The 17832-nt window shown below is 61.3% G+C and carries 17 protein-coding genes; 12 read left to right on the top strand and 5 right to left on the bottom strand.

The features are described from left to right. Position 1 precedes the first annotated feature (1 nt). Positions 2 to 1459 carry an NADH-quinone oxidoreductase subunit NuoN gene (gene nuoN / locus IM304_RS10215; RefSeq protein WP_148419916.1) on the top strand — a complete coding sequence of 486 codons (1458 nt, stop codon included), beginning with the start codon at positions 2 to 4 and terminating at the stop codon, positions 1457 to 1459. Positions 1460 to 1988: 529 nt separating this feature from the next. Here the strand turns inward: nuoN and IM304_RS10210 are convergent. Together IM304_RS10210 and rbn are read right to left on the bottom strand one after the other, a co-directional pair. After that, a complete protein-coding gene (locus tag IM304_RS10210; protein WP_193355644.1) occupies positions 1989 to 2993 on the bottom strand; it encodes a chemotaxis protein in 1005 nt (334 codons plus the stop codon). Between the two features lie 64 nt (positions 2994 to 3057). Further along, positions 3058 to 3975, bottom strand: coding sequence for a ribonuclease BN (gene rbn, locus IM304_RS10205; protein ID WP_193355643.1), 918 nt, complete (start codon positions 3973 to 3975; stop codon positions 3058 to 3060). A gap of 71 nt (positions 3976 to 4046) precedes the next feature. Here rbn and IM304_RS10200 point away from each other — a divergent pair, with 71 nt between their 5' ends. From IM304_RS10200 to menE, 8 genes are all read left to right on the top strand, one after another. Then, on the top strand, positions 4047 to 4508 hold the full coding sequence (locus IM304_RS10200; RefSeq protein ID WP_176609845.1) for a GNAT family N-acetyltransferase: 462 nt from the start codon (positions 4047 to 4049) through the stop codon (positions 4506 to 4508). A 53-nt stretch (positions 4509 to 4561) separates the two neighbouring features. Next, positions 4562 to 4867 (top strand): stress response protein ElaB, encoded by a 306-nt coding sequence (elaB, locus tag IM304_RS10195; protein WP_148419912.1) that lies wholly within the window; start codon positions 4562 to 4564, stop codon positions 4865 to 4867. A gap of 86 nt (positions 4868 to 4953) precedes the next feature. Beyond that, positions 4954 to 6249: an isochorismate synthase MenF gene (gene menF / locus IM304_RS10190; protein ID WP_193355642.1), complete on the top strand. Its 1296-nt coding sequence runs from the start codon at positions 4954 to 4956 to the stop codon at positions 6247 to 6249. Between the two features lie 88 nt (positions 6250 to 6337). Continuing rightward, positions 6338 to 8008, top strand: coding sequence for a 2-succinyl-5-enolpyruvyl-6-hydroxy-3-cyclohexene-1-carboxylic-acid synthase (menD, locus tag IM304_RS10185; RefSeq protein WP_193355641.1), 1671 nt, complete (start codon positions 6338 to 6340; stop codon positions 8006 to 8008). After that, on the top strand, positions 8005 to 8781 hold the full coding sequence (menH, locus tag IM304_RS10180) for a 2-succinyl-6-hydroxy-2,4-cyclohexadiene-1-carboxylate synthase (protein ID WP_193355640.1): 777 nt from the start codon (positions 8005 to 8007) through the stop codon (positions 8779 to 8781). Before menD ends, menH begins: the two co-directional genes overlap by 4 nt. Beyond that, positions 8778 to 9635: a 1,4-dihydroxy-2-naphthoyl-CoA synthase gene (gene menB / locus IM304_RS10175; protein WP_176609849.1), complete on the top strand. Its 858-nt coding sequence runs from the start codon at positions 8778 to 8780 to the stop codon at positions 9633 to 9635. The genes menH and menB overlap by 4 nt, the downstream gene beginning before the upstream one ends. After that, positions 9635 to 10600 carry an o-succinylbenzoate synthase gene (gene menC, locus IM304_RS10170; protein ID WP_193355639.1) on the top strand — a complete coding sequence of 322 codons (966 nt, stop codon included), beginning with the start codon at positions 9635 to 9637 and terminating at the stop codon, positions 10598 to 10600. The genes menB and menC overlap by 1 nt, the downstream gene beginning before the upstream one ends. Then, entirely contained in the window at positions 10597 to 11958 is a 1362-nt protein-coding gene (gene menE, locus IM304_RS10165; RefSeq protein ID WP_193355638.1) for an o-succinylbenzoate--CoA ligase, read from the top strand. Before menC ends, menE begins: the two co-directional genes overlap by 4 nt. Here the strand turns inward: menE and IM304_RS10160 are convergent, their stop codons facing one another. The 3 genes from IM304_RS10160 to IM304_RS10150 are packed head-to-tail and all read right to left on the bottom strand — an operon-like array spanning position 11959 to position 14908. Next, positions 11959 to 13473 carry a tripartite tricarboxylate transporter permease gene (locus IM304_RS10160; RefSeq protein WP_148419905.1) on the bottom strand — a complete coding sequence of 505 codons (1515 nt, stop codon included), beginning with the start codon at positions 13471 to 13473 and terminating at the stop codon, positions 11959 to 11961. A gap of 11 nt (positions 13474 to 13484) precedes the next feature. Then, positions 13485 to 13916: a tripartite tricarboxylate transporter TctB family protein gene (locus IM304_RS10155; RefSeq protein ID WP_193355637.1), complete on the bottom strand. Its 432-nt coding sequence runs from the start codon at positions 13914 to 13916 to the stop codon at positions 13485 to 13487. An 11-nt stretch (positions 13917 to 13927) separates the two neighbouring features. After that, positions 13928 to 14908 carry a tripartite tricarboxylate transporter substrate binding protein gene (locus tag IM304_RS10150; protein ID WP_193355636.1) on the bottom strand — a complete coding sequence of 327 codons (981 nt, stop codon included), beginning with the start codon at positions 14906 to 14908 and terminating at the stop codon, positions 13928 to 13930. Between the two features lie 152 nt (positions 14909 to 15060). On the opposite strand from IM304_RS10150, the gene tctD reads away from it, so the two are divergent. The 3 genes from tctD (at position 15061) to IM304_RS10135 (ending at position 17800) form a co-directional block, all read left to right on the top strand. Next, entirely contained in the window at positions 15061 to 15735 is a 675-nt protein-coding gene (gene tctD / locus IM304_RS10145; RefSeq protein ID WP_176609855.1) for a transcriptional regulator TctD, read from the top strand. Next, a complete protein-coding gene (locus IM304_RS10140) occupies positions 15722 to 17131 on the top strand; it encodes a sensor histidine kinase (protein WP_193355635.1) in 1410 nt (469 codons plus the stop codon). Before tctD ends, IM304_RS10140 begins: the two co-directional genes overlap by 14 nt. A 129-nt stretch (positions 17132 to 17260) precedes the next feature. Continuing rightward, entirely contained in the window at positions 17261 to 17800 is a 540-nt protein-coding gene (locus tag IM304_RS10135; protein WP_148419900.1) for a YfaZ family outer membrane protein, read from the top strand. Positions 17801 to 17832: the final 32 nt, after the last annotated feature.

Genomic DNA, 17832 nt, shown 5'->3' with positions numbered 1-17832 from the left:
CATGACAATAACTCCACAACAACTGATCGCGCTGCTACCGCTGCTGATCGTCGGATTGACGGTGGTGGTTGTGATGCTCTCCATTGCGTGGCGACGCAATCACTTCCTGAATGCGACCCTGTCCGTTCTGGGTCTGAACGCTGCGTTAGTCTCCCTCTGGTTTGTTGGCCAGGCGGGAGCGATGGACGTCACGCCGCTGATGCGCGTTGACGGCTACGCCATGCTCTACACCGGTCTGGTGCTGCTGGCGAGCCTGGCAACCTGTACCTTTGCGTACCCGTGGCTCGAAGGCTACAACGACAACAAAGAAGAGTTTTACCTGCTGGTACTGATTGCCGCACTGGGCGGCATTCTGCTGGCGAATGCGAACCATCTGGCCGCGCTGTTCCTCGGTATTGAGCTGATCTCTCTGCCGCTGTTCGGCCTGATTGGCTACGCCTTCCGCCAGAAGCGTTCTCTGGAAGCGGCAATCAAGTACACCATTCTGTCCGCTGCCGCGTCGTCGTTCCTCCTGTTCGGTATCGCGCTGCTGTACGCACAGACGGGTAACCTCTCCTTCATGGCGCTCGGCAAGAGCCTCGGAGACGACATGCTGCACGAGCCGCTGCTGCTGGCGGGTCTGGGCATGATGATTGTTGGCCTTGGCTTCAAGCTGTCTCTGGTGCCGTTCCACCTGTGGACGCCAGACGTATACCAGGGCGCACCCGCGCCGGTCTCTACCTTCCTGGCGACGGCGAGCAAAATCGCTATCTTCGGCGTGGTAATGCGTCTGTTCCTGTACGCGCCGGTGGGCGACAGCGAAGCGGTTCGCGTGGTGCTGGGCATTATCGCCTTCGTTTCCATCATCTTCGGTAACCTGATGGCGCTGAGCCAGACCAACATCAAGCGTCTGCTGGGCTACTCCTCTATCTCTCATCTGGGCTACCTGCTGGTGGCGCTGATTGCGCTGCAAAGCGGCGAGATGTCGATGGAAACCGTGGGCGTGTATCTGGCCGGCTACCTGTTCAGCAGCCTCGGCGCGTTCGGCGTGGTGAGCCTGATGTCCAGCCCGTACCGTGGTCCGGATGCAGATTCTCTGTTCTCCTACCGTGGTCTGTTCTGGCACCGTCCAATCCTGTCCGCGGTGATGACCGTGATGATGCTCTCGCTGGCGGGTATTCCGATGACGCTGGGCTTTATCGGTAAGTTCTACGTGCTGGCCGTCGGTGTCCAGGCGGGTCTGTGGTGGCTGACTGCGGGCGTCGTTATCGGCTCCGCTATAGGTCTCTACTACTACCTGCGCGTAGCGGTGAGCCTGTACCTGAGCGCGCCTCAGCAGCTTAACCGCGATGCACCGTCCAACTGGCAGTACAGCGCCGGGGGTATCGTGGTGCTGATCTCTGCGCTGCTGGTGCTGATCTTCGGTATCTATCCGCAGCCGCTGATTGATATCGTGCAGCGAGCAATGCCGTTAATGTAAAAGCAAAAAACCCGCCTCGGCGGGTTTTTTTATGGTTTTCGCCTTCTCCCGGTGGGCTGAGGGATCCCCAGTAATTTTTTTATGCAGAAGCAATAAAGTTGCTTTCTGAATGACTGAGGGCTGTCAGCGATGCCCTGGTCCGGCTGTAAATCGCTGAGGCGTTTCCTGCAGGCCGGGGCAAGGCGCAGGGATGCGCCGAGAGGGCGGCTTTACAGGGACGTTACATCCGCCCGTCCCCGATAAGCCGGAAGGAATAAGCCGAGGGCACCGCGAAGCGGCGATTTACCGCCGGGAGCCCGGGTCGCCAGGGTGGTGGCGACTGAGCCACCCTGGCACGTTCACCGGTCATGTCGTTACAGAGTAGCAAGAAACATAAAGTGAACGGAATGACCACCACCGCCGTATGTTCCCCTCACCCTAACCCTCTCCCCGGAGGGGCGAGGGAATTGCTCAGTGCTCGCATTAATTTGTGGGGAACCCTCAGCCCGGTGGGAGAGGGACGGGGTGAGGGCACCAGCCCGCACCAGACTTAAGCTAGCTGCTTCCTGCTAATCAACGGCCCGTCAATTTTCTTCATCGAACGATCCAGCACCTCTTCAATCACCGACGACAGCTCGTTCAGCTCAAACTTCGCCACGTAGCCGTCCGCCTTCACTTTACGAATATGGTCTTCGTTGGCGTTGCCGGAGAGCGACGAGTGGATCACCACCGGAATATCTTTCAGTACCGGGTCGGTTTTGATTTTGCGCGTCAGCGTGAAGCCGTCCATCTCCGGCATTTCGAGGTCGGTCAGCACCAGGGCAATTTTATCGGTGATCGGCACCCCTTCAGCCTGCGCCTGCGCGGCCAGCACGCCAATTTTCTCCCATGCGTCTTTACCGGTGATGTGCAGCTGCGCCGGGATCTCCATCGCCTGCAACCCCTTCTCCAGCATCGAGCGCGCCACCTTAGAGTCTTCCGCAACAATCGCGACAGAGCCCGGCTTGATGTTGAATTTGGTGGTCTTCAGGTTAGTGGCGTGCAGATCGTGGTTGGCCGGGGTGATATCGTAGAGGATCTGCTCCACGTCCAGCACCATCGCCAGATCGTTGGTATCGGTCTTCTCGTCCAGACAGGCGATGCTGGTGATATAGCGCCCGCTCACGGCGGTTTCGGCCGCGTGAACCTGCTTCCAGTCCAGACGCATGATGTTCTCCACCGATTCCACGGCAAACGCCTGCACGCTGCGGGCATATTCGGTGATCAGCAGTATGTTCAGCCCGGTTGCTGGCCTGCAGCCCGCGACGGCGGCAAGATCGATCACCGGGATAACCTGGTCGCGAATATTCACCATCCCCATCAGCGGAGACTTCATCCCCGCGGGTTTGGTGAACGTTGGCATCGGCACAATTTCGCGCAGCTTGAATACGTTGATGCCGAACAGCTCGGATTTGTTTTCGTTCAGAGAGGTGCCAAGACGGAACAGCAACAGTTCAAAACGGTTGGACAGGGTCAGATTCGCCCTGTCATCAATATCTTTCTGGAAATTATCCATTTTACCCTCAAGAGAAATGCTGGCCTTTTAATCGTTATCGGCATCCTGAGGGAAAAGTGAAGGACTAAACGCTGACCTTAGCGAAATCTTCCGCCAGCTCACACGCCGGGAAGACCTCCCGACACTCCGCCAGCAGGCTTTGGCAGCCGCGGGCGTCGTAGCGCGAGCTGACGTGAGTGACAATCAGCTTCCCGACGCCTGCTTCACGGGCAAGCCGTGCCGCCTGACGCGTTGAGCTATGGCCCCGGCCGTTGGCCTTTTCCTCCATCGCAGCGTCCAGCGTCGCCTCATGCACCATCACGTCCACGCCTTGCGCAAGCCTCAGCGCTGAAGGGCAGGGGGCGGTGTCGCCGAATATCGCCAGTTTTTTGCCCGGCTGCGGCGGTGCGAGATAATCCTGGCCGTTGATAACGCGGCCGTCTTCCAGCGTGACGGTCTCTCCGTGCTTCAGGCGCTGAAACAGCGGGCCGGGTTTAACGCCATCGGCCTGCAGCGCGGCGGCGTTGAGCGCGCCGGGTTTATCATGCTCTTCCACGCGATAGCCATAGCACTCCACCGGATGGTTAAGCGGGTAGGCGCGCACCTGATAGTCGCCGTCGTCGAAGACCAGACCTTCGCCAATCTCCACCACCTCCAGCGGATAATCGGTCCATGAACCGCTCAGGCGCAGCGTGGTTTCAACAAATTCCTGAATACCCGCCGGCCCGTAAATCGTCAGCGGGTTGGCGTTGCCCGCCATCGAACGGCTGCACAGCAGGCCCGGCAGGCCAAACAGATGGTCGCCGTGCAGGTGGGTCACGAAAATTTTATCCAGCTTGCCGGGATGATATGCGGTGTGCAGCAGCTGATGCTGCGTGCCCTCTCCGCAGTCAAACAGCCACAGCCCGCCGCGGGTAGGATGCTTAAGATCCAGCAGAATTGCCGTCACGTTTCGTGAGCGGGTTGGCACCCCGGCGGACGTACCCAGAAAAATCAGTTCCATAACGCAATCAGCCCTTTGCCGAATGGGAAGGGGTTTAGTATAACGTGATGAACCCCAGGAAGGAGAAACACATGATCCAGTGGCAAGATTTACACCACGGCGAACTGACCGTTCAGTCACTATACGCCCTGCTCAGGCTGCGCTGTGAAGTCTTTATTGTTGAACAAACCTGCCCGTATCAGGATATCGACGGCGACGATCTGGTGGGCGAGAACCGGCATATCCTCGGCTGGCGGGGTGATGACCTGGTGGCATATGCGAGGATTCTGAAAAGCGAGGACGATTTCGACCCCGTCGTTATTGGCCGGGTTATTGTCAGCGGCAGCGCCCGCGGTGAAAAGCTGGGCTATCAGCTGATGGAAAAAACGCTGGAAGCGTGCAGAAAACGGTGGCCTGACAAGGCGTTATACCTTGGCGCGCAGGCGCATCTGCAGCCTTTCTACGCCCATTTCGGTTTTGCCCCGGTGACGGAAATCTATGACGAGGACGGCATCCCGCACGTCGGCATGGCGCGCGAAGCGAAACAGGCGTAATGGCGAGACGTTGTCTATAGTTACCGGACTGGTGTACTAACATGGAGAACATTATGTCATTTCAATCCTGGGATTCCCGAGCAGACGACGACCTGACGCTGCTGAGCGAAACGCTGGAAGAGGTGCTTCGTTCGTCAGGCGATCCTGCCGATCAGAAGTACATTGAGCTTAAAGCGCGTGCCGAACAGGCGCTGCATGATGTGAAAAACCGCGTCAGCAACGCCTCCGACAATTACTACTACCGCGCCAAGCAGGCGGTGTATCGTGCCGATGATTACGTCCATGAAAAACCGTGGCAGGGCATTGGCGTCGGGGCTGCCGTAGGGCTGGTGCTGGGCCTGCTGTTAGCCCGCCGTTAAGCCGCTAAACCCCTCCCTAAACGTGGGTACTGCTATTTATCGTCAGTACCCCGTATAATAGTAGGTTTTAACAGGGAGAGGTTCGCGTGCATTCGATTTTCCTCGCGCTGGAACGCCTGCGCACTCAGCTTGCGCAAGCGTTGCCCGCTACGCCCGGCTTACGTCATTTCGACGTTTCATTCCCGTTAAACGACGCCTTCGATCCCCTGGCATGGCTGGGCGCGCAGCGGATCTATCCTCAGTTCTACTGGCAGCAGCGCAGCGGCGATGAAGAGCTTGCCGCGCTGGGAAGCCTCGTCCACTTTGATTCTCTGGCCTCGGCCTCACGGTTTTTGCATGCCCATGATGCGGCAGATGATACCCGCATCTGCGGCCTGAACGCCTTTAACCCGGCGCAGGGAAACCTGTTTTTGCCGCGCCTGCTCTGGCGACGGTCTGCCGGCGTCGCCACGCTGCGCCTGCAGCTATGGAGCGAAACGTCCCTGCGTGAAGATGCCCGTCAGGCGCTGAGCGTTATAGACAGCCTGCGCGATGCCGCCCCAATTCGTCCGCTGTCCGTTCAGGTTGCGCAGGAAACGCATCATCCACAAAAGCCGGAGTGGCTGCGGCTGATCCGTCATGCGACGGATACCATCGCGCTCGGCGATGTCGAAAAAGTGGTGCTGGCGCGAGCGACGGATTTGCAGTGCAGGCAGCCCGTAGACGCGATTGCGCTGATGGCCGCCAGCCGCGCGCTGAACCTCAACTGCTACCATTTTTGTATGGTTTTCGATGCCGGCAACGCGTTTCTCGGTTCGACCCCCGAGCGCCTGTGGCGGCGGCGCGGCACGCTGCTGCGCACCGAAGCGCTGGCAGGCACCGTTGCCAGCCATACCGACGACAGGCAGGCCCGGCATCTGGGCGACTGGCTGATGAACGACGACAAAAATCAGCGTGAAAATATGCTGGTGGTAGAAGATATCTGCCAGCGTCTTCAGCACCATACCCGGACGCTTGAGGTACTGCCCCCTCAGGTGCTGCGTCTGCGCAAGGTACAGCACCTGCGCCGCTGCATCTGGACCGAGCTTAAACAGCCTGACGACGAGCAGTGTCTGCACACCCTGCAACCGACGGCGGCAGTGGCCGGGCTGCCGCGTCAGGCCGCGCGTGAGTTTATTGAGAAAGTGGAGCCGTTTGATCGGGAGTGGTACGCCGGCTCGGCGGGCTATCTGTCGGTCGAACAAAGTGAATTCTGCGTGGCATTACGCTCCGCCCGCGTCCACGACGACGCGCTGCGCCTTTATGCCGGGGCGGGCATCGTCAGCGGCTCCGATCCGGAGCAGGAGTGGCAGGAGATAGAAAACAAAGCCGCCGGGCTGCGCTCCCTTCTCCTTAGGGATTAATACTGATTCGCGCAATCCCGATTCACATCAAAATTCTGATTTTTTCTATTATTTATACTGTGTCGCATTCTTGATACTGGACAACCTCATGTCAGTAAGTTCTTTTAACCGACGCTGGGCGACGGTGATCCTTGAAGCCCTGACCCGCCATGGCGTCAGGCACGTGTGTATTGCCCCGGGCTCTCGCTCCACGCCGCTCACCCTTGCAGCGGCGGAAAACCGGGCTTTTATTCATCACACCCATTTTGACGAGCGCGGCCTGGGCCATCTGGCACTCGGGCTGGCGAAGGTCAGCAAGGCGCCCGTGGCGGTGATCGTCACGTCCGGTACGGCGGTGGCGAACCTCTACCCGGCGCTGATTGAAGCGGGCTTAACCGGTGAGAAGCTGATTTTACTGACTGCCGATCGCCCCCCTGAACTTATTGACTGCGGCGCTAACCAGGCGATTCGCCAGCCCGGCATCTTTGCTTCGCATCCTTCTCAGACGGTTTCGCTGCCGCGCCCCACTCAGGATATCCCCGCCAGCTGGCTGGTCTCCACCCTCGACCACGCCATGAACGCGCTGCGCAGCGGCGGGCTGCACATCAACTGCCCGTTTGCCGAGCCGCTGTACGGCGAAATGAACGATACCGGCCTCGCCTGGCAGCAGCAGCTCGGAGAGTGGTGGGAGAGCGAAAAGCCGTGGCTGCGCGAGCAAACGCATCTGGAAAGCGCAAAGCAGCGCGACTGGTTCTTCTGGCGTCAGAAGCGCGGCGTGGTACTTGCCGGGCGGATGAGCGCGGCGGAAGGCAGGCTGGCGGCGGAGTGGGCACAAACGCTTGGCTGGCCGCTGATTGGTGACGTGCTTTCCCAGACCGGTCAGCCGCTGCCGTGCGCCGATCTCTGGCTGGGGAACGCGAAAGCGGTCACCGAGCTGGCGCAGGCGCAGATTGTCGTCCAGCTGGGATCGAGCCTGACGGGTAAACGCCTGCTTCAGTGGCAGGCCACCTGTACGCCGGAAGAGTACTGGCTGGTGGACCCGCTCGAAGGGCGCCTCGATCCGGCGCACCACCGCGGCCGTCGCCTGGTGAGCGATATCGATACCTGGCTGGCGCTGCATCCGGCGGAAAAACGCAAGCCCTGGGCGGTAGCGATCCCCGAGCTGTCACGCCAGGCGTGGGAGCTTACCAAAGCGCAGTGCGAAGCGTTCAGTGAAGCCGGGCTGGCGCACCGTATCCGGAAATATCTTCCCGAGCAGGGGCAGCTTTTTGTCGGTAACAGCCTCGTCGTGCGCCTGATTGACGCCCTCTCGAAGCTGCCCGCTGGTTACCCGGTGTACAGCAACCGGGGGGCGAGCGGCATTGACGGCCTGATCTCCACCTCGGCCGGCGTACAGCGCGCCAGCGCCAAATCCACGCTGGCGATTGTGGGGGACCTCTCCGCGCTCTACGATCTCAACGCGCTGGCGCTGCTGCGTCAGGCGTCGGCACCGTTTGTGCTGATTGTCGTTAACAATAACGGCGGCCAGATTTTCTCGCTGCTGCCGACCCCGCAGAGCGAACGCGAGCGCTTCTATCTGATGCCGCAGAACGTGCAGTTTGAACATGCCGCCGCCATGTTCAGCCTTAAATACCATCGCCCGGAAAGCTGGGACGATCTGGAAACGGCGCTGAGCACCGCCTGGCGACAGCCCGGCGCAACGCTGATTGAGCTGGTGGTCAACGATTCTGACGGCGCGCAGAAGCTGCAAACTCTGCTGGCGCAGGTGAGCCACCTGTGATCCTCGCAGGCGTCACGCAGCCCGGAAAGCCAGGCTACCCCTGGCTGGTTTTCCTGCACGGTTTTTCCGGCGACCGCCGCGAGTGGCAGGCTGTCGGAGCGTCGCTGAAGGACTATCCCCGGCTCTACCTGGACCTGCCGGGACACGGTGAGTCAGCGGACATCGGCGTGACGGCATTTGCCGGGATGAGCGCGCTGCTTACCCGCACCCTTATTAGTTACAACATACTAAGCTTCTGGCTGGTGGGGTACTCCCTCGGCGGCCGCATTGCGATGTTTCATGCCTGCCAGCGTCCTGCGGGCCTGAACGGGCTGATTGTGGAAGGCGGGCACCCGGGCCTGCTCCACGCCGATGCGCGCGAGGCGCGGCTTATATCCGACCGCCGCTGGGCGTCACGTTTTCGCGGCGAGCCGCTGGAAGCCGTCTTCGCCGACTGGTATCAGCAGCCCGTCTTTGCCTCCCTCACGCAGGCGCAGCGCCGCGCGCTTATCGCCCTGCGCAGCCGGAACAACGGCCTGAAGCTGGCAGAGATGCTGGAAGCCACCTCGCTTGCCGTTCAGCCTGACCTGCGTCCCGCGCTCAGCGCGCGTGATTTTCCTTTTTACTATCTCTATGGCGAACGTGATGAGAAGTTCAACGCCATCGCTGCTGAACTTAACGCCACGCGCCATGCTATCCCTCATGCCGGACACAACGCCCACCGGGAAAACCCGGATGCGGTTGCCGCGAGTCTGGCTCAGATACTGCGTTATCGAACAAAGGACACGCTATGATCTATCCTGATGAAAACATGCTTTACGCGCCGGTCGAATGGCAGGACTGCTCCGAAGGCTACACCGACATTCGTTACCACAAGTCCGCCGACGGCATTGCCAAAATCACCATTAACCGCCCTCAGGTGCGCAACGCGTTTCGTCCGCTGACCGTCAAAGAGATGATCCAGGCGCTGGCGGATGCCCGCTACGACGACAGCATCGGCGTCATCGTCCTGACCGGCGAAGGCGAAAAAGCCTTCTGCTCCGGCGGCGATCAAAAAGTGCGTGGCGACTACGGCGGATACCAGGACGATGCGGGTACGCACCACCTGAACGTGCTGGATTTCCAGCGCCAGATCCGCACCTGCCCGAAACCGGTGGTGGCGATGGTGGCAGGTTATTCCATCGGCGGCGGCCACGTGCTGCACATGATGTGCGACCTGACCATCGCGGCGGAAAACGCCATCTTCGGCCAGACCGGCCCGAAAGTGGGTTCCTTCGACGGCGGCTGGGGCGCATCCTACATGGCGCGCATCGTCGGCCAGAAAAAAGCCCGCGAGATCTGGTTCCTGTGCCGCCAGTACAACGCGCAGGAAGCGCTGGATATGGGGCTGGTCAACACCGTGGTGCCCGTTGCCGATCTTGAGAAAGAGACCGTGCGCTGGTGTCGCGAAATGCTGCAAAACAGCCCAATGGCGCTGCGCTGCCTGAAAGCCGCGCTCAACGCCGACTGTGACGGCCAGGCGGGCCTTCAGGAGCTGGCGGGCAACGCGACCATGCTGTTCTATATGACCGAAGAGGGTCAGGAAGGGCGCAACGCGTTCAACGAAAAACGCCAGCCAGACTTCAGCAAATACAAACGGAACCCGTAATGCGTCGCGCGCAGGTTTACCGCTGGCAGATACCGATGGACGCGGGCGTGGTGCTGCGTGAACGGCGGTTAAAAACCCGTGACGGCTTTTTCGTGCACCTTCGGGAGGGCGAGCGGGAAGGGTGGGGCGAGATAGCCCCGCTTCCGGGCTTTAGCCTGGAAACGCTGGACGAGGCGCAGGCCGCGCTGATGGCCTGGACGCACGACTGGCGCGAGGGAGACGATCCGGCGCTGCCGGACGTTCCTTCCGCCGCGTTCGGCATCAGCTGCGCGCTGGCAGAGCTGGACGGCAGTTTGCCGGAGGCGGCGAACTATCGCGCCGCGCCGCTCTGCACCGGCGATCCGGATGAACTCTTCGCGCTGCTCTCCGCGATGCCGGGCGAGAAGGTGGCGAAAATCAAGGTCGGCCTGTACGAAGCGGTGCGCGACGGGATGGTGGTCAACCTGCTGCTGGAAGCCATCCCCGACCTGCGCCTGCGTCTGGACGCCAACCGCGCCTGGACGCCGCTCAAGGCGCAGCAGTTCGCGAAATACGTTAACCCCGCGTACCGCAGCCGCATTGCGTTTCTCGAGGAGCCGTGCAAAACCCGCGACGATTCCCGCGCCTTTGCCAGGGAAACGGGCATTGCTATCGCCTGGGATGAAAGCCTGCGCGAAGCCGATTTTGCCTTCGTCGCCGAGCCCGGCGTCAGTGCCGTGGTCATCAAGCCGACGCTTACCGGCAGCCTTAATACGGTGCGCGAGCAGGTCGCGGCGGCCCATGCTTCGGGGCTGACGGCGGTGATCAGCTCGTCCATCGAGTCAAGCCTTGGGCTGACGCAGCTGGCGCGCGTTGCCGCCTGGCTAACGCCGCAGACTACTCCCGGCCTCGATACGCTGAACCTGATGCAGGCGCAGCTTATTCGCCGTTGGCCAGGCAGCACCCTGCCGTGCCTCGACGCTGGGGCGCTGGAGCCGCTGCAATGACTTTTACCGACTGGCCGTGGCGGCACTGGCGCGCGCGGCATGCCGACAGGCCCGCGCTGCGCTTAGGCGATGTAACGCTCAGCTGGTCTCAGCTGTGCGAGCGTATCGACGGGCTGGCAGCCGGTTTTCAGTCTCAGGGGGTCAGTGACGGTGACGGCGTCATGCTGCTCGCCCACAACCATCCCCGAACCCTGCTGGCCTGGCTTGCGCTGCTGCAGTGCGGCGCACGCATTTTACCGGTAAACCCTCAGCTTCCGCGTCCCCTGCTGGACGTGCTGATGCCGCAGATGACGCTGCGCTTTGCGCTGGTGCTCAACGGTGAATACGACGGTCTGCCCGCGCTGGCGTTAAGAGAGGGAGAGGGGCAGGGCGGCGTGACGTGGCGGGCGGAACGTCTGGCCTCGATGACGCTCACCTCCGGCTCCACCGGCCTGCCGAAGGCGGCGGTGCACACCTGCGCTGCCCACCTTGCGAGCGCAAAAGGCGTGCTGTCGCTGATGCCTTACGGCGATGACGACGACTGGCTGCTGTCCCTGCCGCTGTTTCACGTCTCCGGTCAGGGGATCTTGTGGCGCTGGCTGCAGGGCGGAGGTCGTCTCACCGTGCGCGAAAAACAGCCGCTGGAGCAGGCGCTACGGGGCTGCACCCACGCCTCGCTGGTGCCGACCCAGCTGTGGCGACTGCTCAATTCACACCATCCCGTCGCGCTGAAGGCCGTGCTGCTCGGCGGAGCGGAAATCCCCGTTGAGCTGACCGAACAGGCGCGCGAAAAGGGGATCCGCACGTTCTGCGGCTACGGCCTGACCGAGTTTGCTTCCACCGTCTGCGCCAAGGCGGCCGACGGCGAGCCCGACGTGGGCAGCGCGCTGCCGGGCAGGGAGGTTCAGGTGGTCAACGGTGAGGTCTGGATCCGGGCAGACAGCATGGCGACGGGCTACTGGCGAGACGGCGCGCTGCTGCCGCTGGTCAACGAGCAGGGCTGGTTTGCCACCCGCGATCGCGGCGAGTGGCGTAACGGCCGTCTGACCATTCTGGGCCGGATGGACAATCTCTTTTTCAGCGGCGGAGAAGGGATCCAGCCGGAAGCGCTGGAGCGCGTCATCGTCACGCACCCGCAGGTGAGCCAGGCGTTTATCGTTCCGCTGGATGACGTTGAGTTCGGGCAGCGCCCGGTTGCGGTAGTGGAATGCGAGCCCGGCACGGATATCACGCTGTTACCGGAGTGGGTTAAGGGCAGGCTGGCGCGCTTTGAGCAGCCGGTGCACTGGCTGGCCCTGCCGCCGGAGCTAAAAAATGGCGGGATAAAGATCTCCCGCCAGGCGTTAAAGCAGTGGGTCAATGCCCTGTTGAGGGGATAATCAGCCGATATCCGGCTGCGGTTTGTGGTGGCGTCGGCGCATCCAGCGCAGCACCGGCGGCACGACAATAACCATGATCGCCATTCCCAGCAGGATCTTCGTCACGCTGCTCTCCCACAGAATCGCCATGTTGCCGTTGCTGATGGAGAGGGCGCGGCGCAGGTTCTGCTCCAGCATCTCACCCAGCACGAACCCTAAAATCAGCGGCGACATCGGGAAGTGCATTTTGCGTAAAATGTACCCCAGCACCCCGAGCAGCACCATTAACACCAGGTCGAAGGTGGTGCTGTGCACCGCGTATACCCCAACCGCAGAGACGGCGGCGATAGCCGGGACCAGGAACCAGAGGGGAATGGTCAGCATTCGGGTAAACAGGCCGATCAGCGGGATGTTCATCACCAGCAGCATCACGTTGGCAATCAGCAGCGCCGCAATCAAGCCCCAGACGATATCGGGCTGCTCGGTAAACATCGCCGGACCGGGAGTGATGTTATAGAGCGTCAGCGCGCCCATCATCACCGCCGTGGTGCCGGAGCCCGGCACGCCAAGCGTCAGCATCGGGATAAACGAGCCGCAGGCCGAGGCGTTATTGGCCGCCTCTGGCGCCGCCACGCCGCGTATATCGCCTTTGCCGAAGCTGTCGCCGTTACCGCTCAGCTTCTTCTCGGTCATGTAGGTAATGGCGCTGGCGATGGTTGCCCCCGCGCCGGGCAGAATGCCGACGAAGAAACCAATCACCGACGAACGCAGGGTGGCACCCACGCACTGCGCCCCCTCTTTGGCGTTAAAGAGCATACGGCCGGTTTTACGCACCAGCGTCTGCCCGCTGCTGGTATGTTCCAGCATCAGCAAGATTTCCGATACGGAGAACAGGCCAATCACGACGACGATAAACTGCACGCCGTCGGACAGGTGAACGCTGTCGAAGGTAAAGCGGTAAACCCCGGTGTTGGCATCCACGCCGACGGTGGCTAACCCTAAGCCAATCAGCGCGGACAAAAACGACTTCAGCGGGTTCTGCGCCATCATGCTGCCGAGGCAGGCGATGGCGAACACCATCAGGGCAAAATATTCGGCCGGACCAAAGGCCAGCGACCACTGGGCCAGCGCCGGGGCGAACAGAATGATGCCGCCGATGGCGATCAGGGAGCCAAAGAACGAGCTGACGGCGGAAATCGAGAGCGCCACGCCGCCGCGCCCCTGCTGCGCCATCGGATAACCATCCAGCGCGGTCATAATGGCGGCGGCATCGCCGGGCACGTTAAGCAGTATCGACGAAATACGCCCGCCGTATTCACAGCCGATGTACACCGTCGCCAGCAGGATCAGCGCCGATTCCGCGGGCAGATGCAGGGCAAAGGCCAGCGGCAATAAAATCGCCACGCCGTTGATGGGGCCAAGGCCGGGCAGCAGGCCGACGATGGTCCCGACGAAACAGCCGATCAGGGCAATCACCAGGTTTTCCGGGGTCATCGCTACCGCGAACCCCTGAGAGAGATAGATCCAGGTATCCATAGCGTGCTCCGTTAGTTAAACCATGCGCCGAGGGGCAGCGTCACGTCCAGCAGGCGGTCGAAGGCGTACCAGAGTAAAATGCCCAGCACGACCCCGGAGATCCCCGCCGCGGTCAGCGAGGCGTTAAACAGCAGGCCAATCACCATCGTCAGCAGGGCAGTGGCAATCGGGAAGCCGAGCCACTCAAAGCCCCACGCGTACATCAGCAGCACAATCACCATCACCAGCAGACGCTGCAGCGTGCGGCGCGGCGGCCACTCCACGGTATCCGGGTGGCGCAGCAGCAGGGCTACCGAGCAGAGCAGCATCAGGCCGACAATGCCCACAGGGAAGGGGCGTGGCCCCACGGGTTCATAGCTGTATTCGCTGTGGATCTGCCAGGCGACGAACATCCCGCCAACGCAGAGCAACAGCCAGATCCCGGCAAAAATGCGATCGCTCATAGCGCCTCCGGTTATTTCGCCAGGCCAAAGGCTTTCGCCTGCTCGCGGTAATCATTCACCTGTTTTTTCACGTAGTCGTCCAGCTGCTTGCCGTTCAGGTTGAACTCAAACAGCCCGCGCAGATCGCGCTGCTTTTTGAACGACTCGGTTTGCTGGAGTTTTGCGAAGGTATCCACCCACCACTGGTACTCGGCGTCGGTCACCTTTGGCCCGACGAAGAAGCCGCGAATGATCGGCCAGACCAGGTCATAACCCTGCTCTTTGGCGGTTGGGACGTCTGCCAGCTGGCCCGGCAGGCGGTTTTCCGAGAACACCGCCAGCACGCGAATTTTATCCCCGCTCAGGTAGGGCACCATTTCGCTGAGATCGCCAGAAACGGCCTGCACGTGGTTGCCCATCAGCGCCGTGACCGGCTCACCGCCGCCTTCAAAGGCCACGTAGCGCATCTTGTGCGGATCCACTTTTGCCTGCTGCGCCAGCAGAGCGGCTTTCATCCAGTCCTGGCTGCCGATAGACGCGCCCGCGCCAATCACCACGCTGTTCGGATCTTTTTCCATGGCGGTCAGCAGATCTTTCAGGGATTTCCACGGGGAGTCGGCGCGAACGGCAATCATGCCGTAATCGGTGCCCACGGTGGCGAGCCAGCGCACGTCGTCCACGTCATAACGGCCAAATTTGCCCTGCGACAGGTTCAGCAGCGAGCCGCCGGAGAAGGCCACCACGGTACCCGCTTCGGCAGGGCGCTGCGCGACAATGGCGTTGTAGGCTACCGCGCCCACGCCGCCGGGCATGTAGGTAACGCGCATCGGTTTTTCGATGGCCTTCGTCTCCAGAAGGCTGACCTGAATCAGCTTGCACGTCAGGTCGAAACCGCCGCCGGGCTTGGCCGGAGCAATGCATTCGGTGCGGGACGGGGCATCCTGCGCCTGGACGACAGAGGCACTCAACATCAAAACGCTTGCAGCAAGAGCAGAAAGTAATTGTTTTTTCATCGTTTATCCTCACGCCGGAGAACCGGGAGTACGGGTACGGGTGTCTTTTTTCTGATTATGTGAACCACCTTGTAGCGGTTCCGTTGCGTGATTGTTAAAACAATAACCTTTCATTTCCCTTTCACTGCGACACCAACTTTACAGGATGTGATATGCGTCTCTTACTGGCGGAAGATAATCGTGAGCTGGCTCACTGGCTGGAGAAAGCGCTGGTACAGAACGGTTTTGCCGTGGACTGCGTTAACGACGGGCGCGCGGCCGATCACCTTTTGCAGGGGGAAAACTATGCCGTCGCCATTCTTGATATCGGCATGCCCGGCTTCGACGGGCTGGAGGTGGTGCACCGCCTGAGAAAGCGCGGGCAGACGCTTCCCGTGCTGTTTCTTACCGCCCGCAGCAACGTGGCGGACAGGGTGAAAGGCCTGAATGCCGGGGCTGACGACTACCTGCCAAAGCCGTTCGAGCTGGAGGAGCTTGATGCCCGCCTGCGCGCGCTGCTGCGCCGCAGTGAAGGGCGAACCCAGGAGCGCCAGCGCCTGGGGGAGCTGGAATACGATGACGACGGCTTTTTTCTTCTGCGCGATGAGCCCCTCTCGCTCACGCCCCGCGAGCTTTCGTTACTGAAGGTGCTGATGCACCGCCGCACCCGCCCCGTATCCCGACAGCAGCTTTTCGACCAGGTGTTTAGCCTGAACGACGACGTCAGCCCCGAGAGCATCGACCTCTATATTCACCGCCTGCGTAAGAAGCTGGCCGGCAGCGGCGTGCGGATCACCACGCTTCGGGGTCTGGGCTACGTGCTGGAGTGCGGCGATGAGGTGGGTTAAGCCGCAGTCGCTTTACCAGCAACTTCTGCTCTTTCTGGGTTTGCCGCTGCTGCTGTTATGGGGGCTGTCGGCCTTCAACAGCTACGTCAGCGCGCTTCAGGCGGCGACGCAGGCCTATGACCGCACGCTGCTATCCTCGGCGCGTACGGTGTCTGAACGGCTGGAGGTGCACAACGGCAAGCTGCTGGTCAACGTTCCCTGGGTGGTGCTCGACAGCTTTGAGCTGAACATGAACGATCGCCTCTACTACAAGGTGGTTGACCCGGACGGTCGGACGATCTCCGGCTATGACGACCTGCCGAACATGCCCCCCTCCACGTCGCGCACCACGCACTATCCCGCGCTGGCCTGGTTCTATCATACCGAGTATCGCGGTCAGGCGATCCGCGTGGCGAAGCTGCTTCAGCCGGTTAACGAAGACAGCGTGTCCGGAATGGCGGAGATCTACGTTGCCGAAACCCTGCAGTCGCGGCGCTATCTGGCCACCCAGCTTCTCTTTTCATCACTAGTCTCGCAGGGGCTGCTGGTGCTGCTGACGCTGGTCTTAACCGCCTGGCTGCTGCGCCGCGTGCTGCGCCCGATGCGCCAGCTCTCCTCACTGATGGTGCGCCGTGAGCCCGGGCTGCTGGCCCCGCTGCCGGAGCTGCTGCCCTGGTCGGAAACGCGCCTGCTGATCGTGGCGTTTAACCGCTATATCGACCGGCTGCGCGGCGTGCTGTCGCGGCAGGAGCGCTTCAGCGCCGATGCCTCCCACCAGCTCAAAACCCCGCTGGCGGTGCTCAAAACTCAGGTTTCGGTTGCCCTGACGCGAAACGATCCGGCCCTGTGGCAGGAGAGCTTGCGGGCGATGAACGTCACGCTGGACAACACCATCGTGCTGACCGAGCGGCTGCTGCAGCTTTCGGCGGTGAAGCGAAAGGAGCAGGGTGAGCGGCAGTTTGGCCCCGTCGATCTGGTGCAGGTGGTGCAAAACTGCTGCTTTTCCCGGCTGGCGCAGGCGCGCAGCAAGGGTATCGATCTCGGGTATGACGGCGTTCAGCAGCCGGTGATGATCGAAGGGGACGACGTGCTGCTGGGCGAGCTGTGCGCGAACCTGCTGGAGAACGCCATCAAATACACCCCGGAGCAGGGCATAGTCACGGTGTTTTTACGCACCGATAACAACGCCGTTGAGCTTCGCGTGGAGGACTGCGGTCCGGGAATTGCTGAAGATCAGATCGCCCAGGCCATGCTGCCGTTTCATCGGCTGGATAACGTGGGGGACGCCGCCGGGTCCGGGATTGGGCTGGCGCTGGCCGGGGACATCGCCCGCCTGCACCGCAGCCATCTTCAGCTCTCGGCCAGTGAACAGCTGGGCGGCCTGAGCGTGAAAATGCGCTTTTTATTGATGACGTAAATGCCGATATTTTCATATCGTTACAAACTAATTGTTCGATGTATGCGGAGTCCATTGATCCCACGGATAGTCAGGTTAAAATCTCGCGGTTTTGGGACATCTGTGAATAAATTGTGCGGGATCACGACAATGAAAAAAGTGGCATTAATGGGCTTAGGCCTGATGGTTGTATCGGCTGCGGCCAACGCTATCTCCTTCAACGGCTCGGCGGGCGAGGACTATACCCATCTGGGCTTTGGTCTTGGCACGGATAGCGCAGGCCTGGCGATGACCGGCGGCTGGACGCATAACGACGACGATGGCGACGCGGCGAGCCTGGGCCTCGGCTTTAACGTTCCGCTTGGTCCATTCCTGGCGACCGTCGGCGGTAAAGGGATCTACACCAACCCGAACGACGGTGACGAAGGCTACGCGGCGGCAGTAGGCGGCGGGCTGCAGTGGAAGATTGGCGACAGCTTTGGCCTGTTCGGCGAGTACTACTACTCCCCGGACTCCCTCTCCAGCGGTATCGAGAGCTACCAGGAAGCCAACGCCGGCGCGCGCTGGACCATCATGCGTCCAATCACCATCGAAGCAGGCTATCGCTATCTGAACCTGGCCGGTAAAGACGGCAACCGCGACAACGCGCTGGCCGACGGCCCGTACGTAGGCGTTAGTGCAGGCTTCTAACCCCTTCGGCGCGGCGTTCCGTCGCGCCAGTT

Source organism: Enterobacter cloacae complex sp. P40C2 (genome assembly GCF_014930695.1).
Classification (GTDB): domain Bacteria; phylum Pseudomonadota; class Gammaproteobacteria; order Enterobacterales; family Enterobacteriaceae; genus Enterobacter; species Enterobacter pasteurii.
The sequence above is the reverse complement of the archived record's forward strand: the minus strand, read 5'-3'. Positions and strand labels throughout refer to the sequence as shown.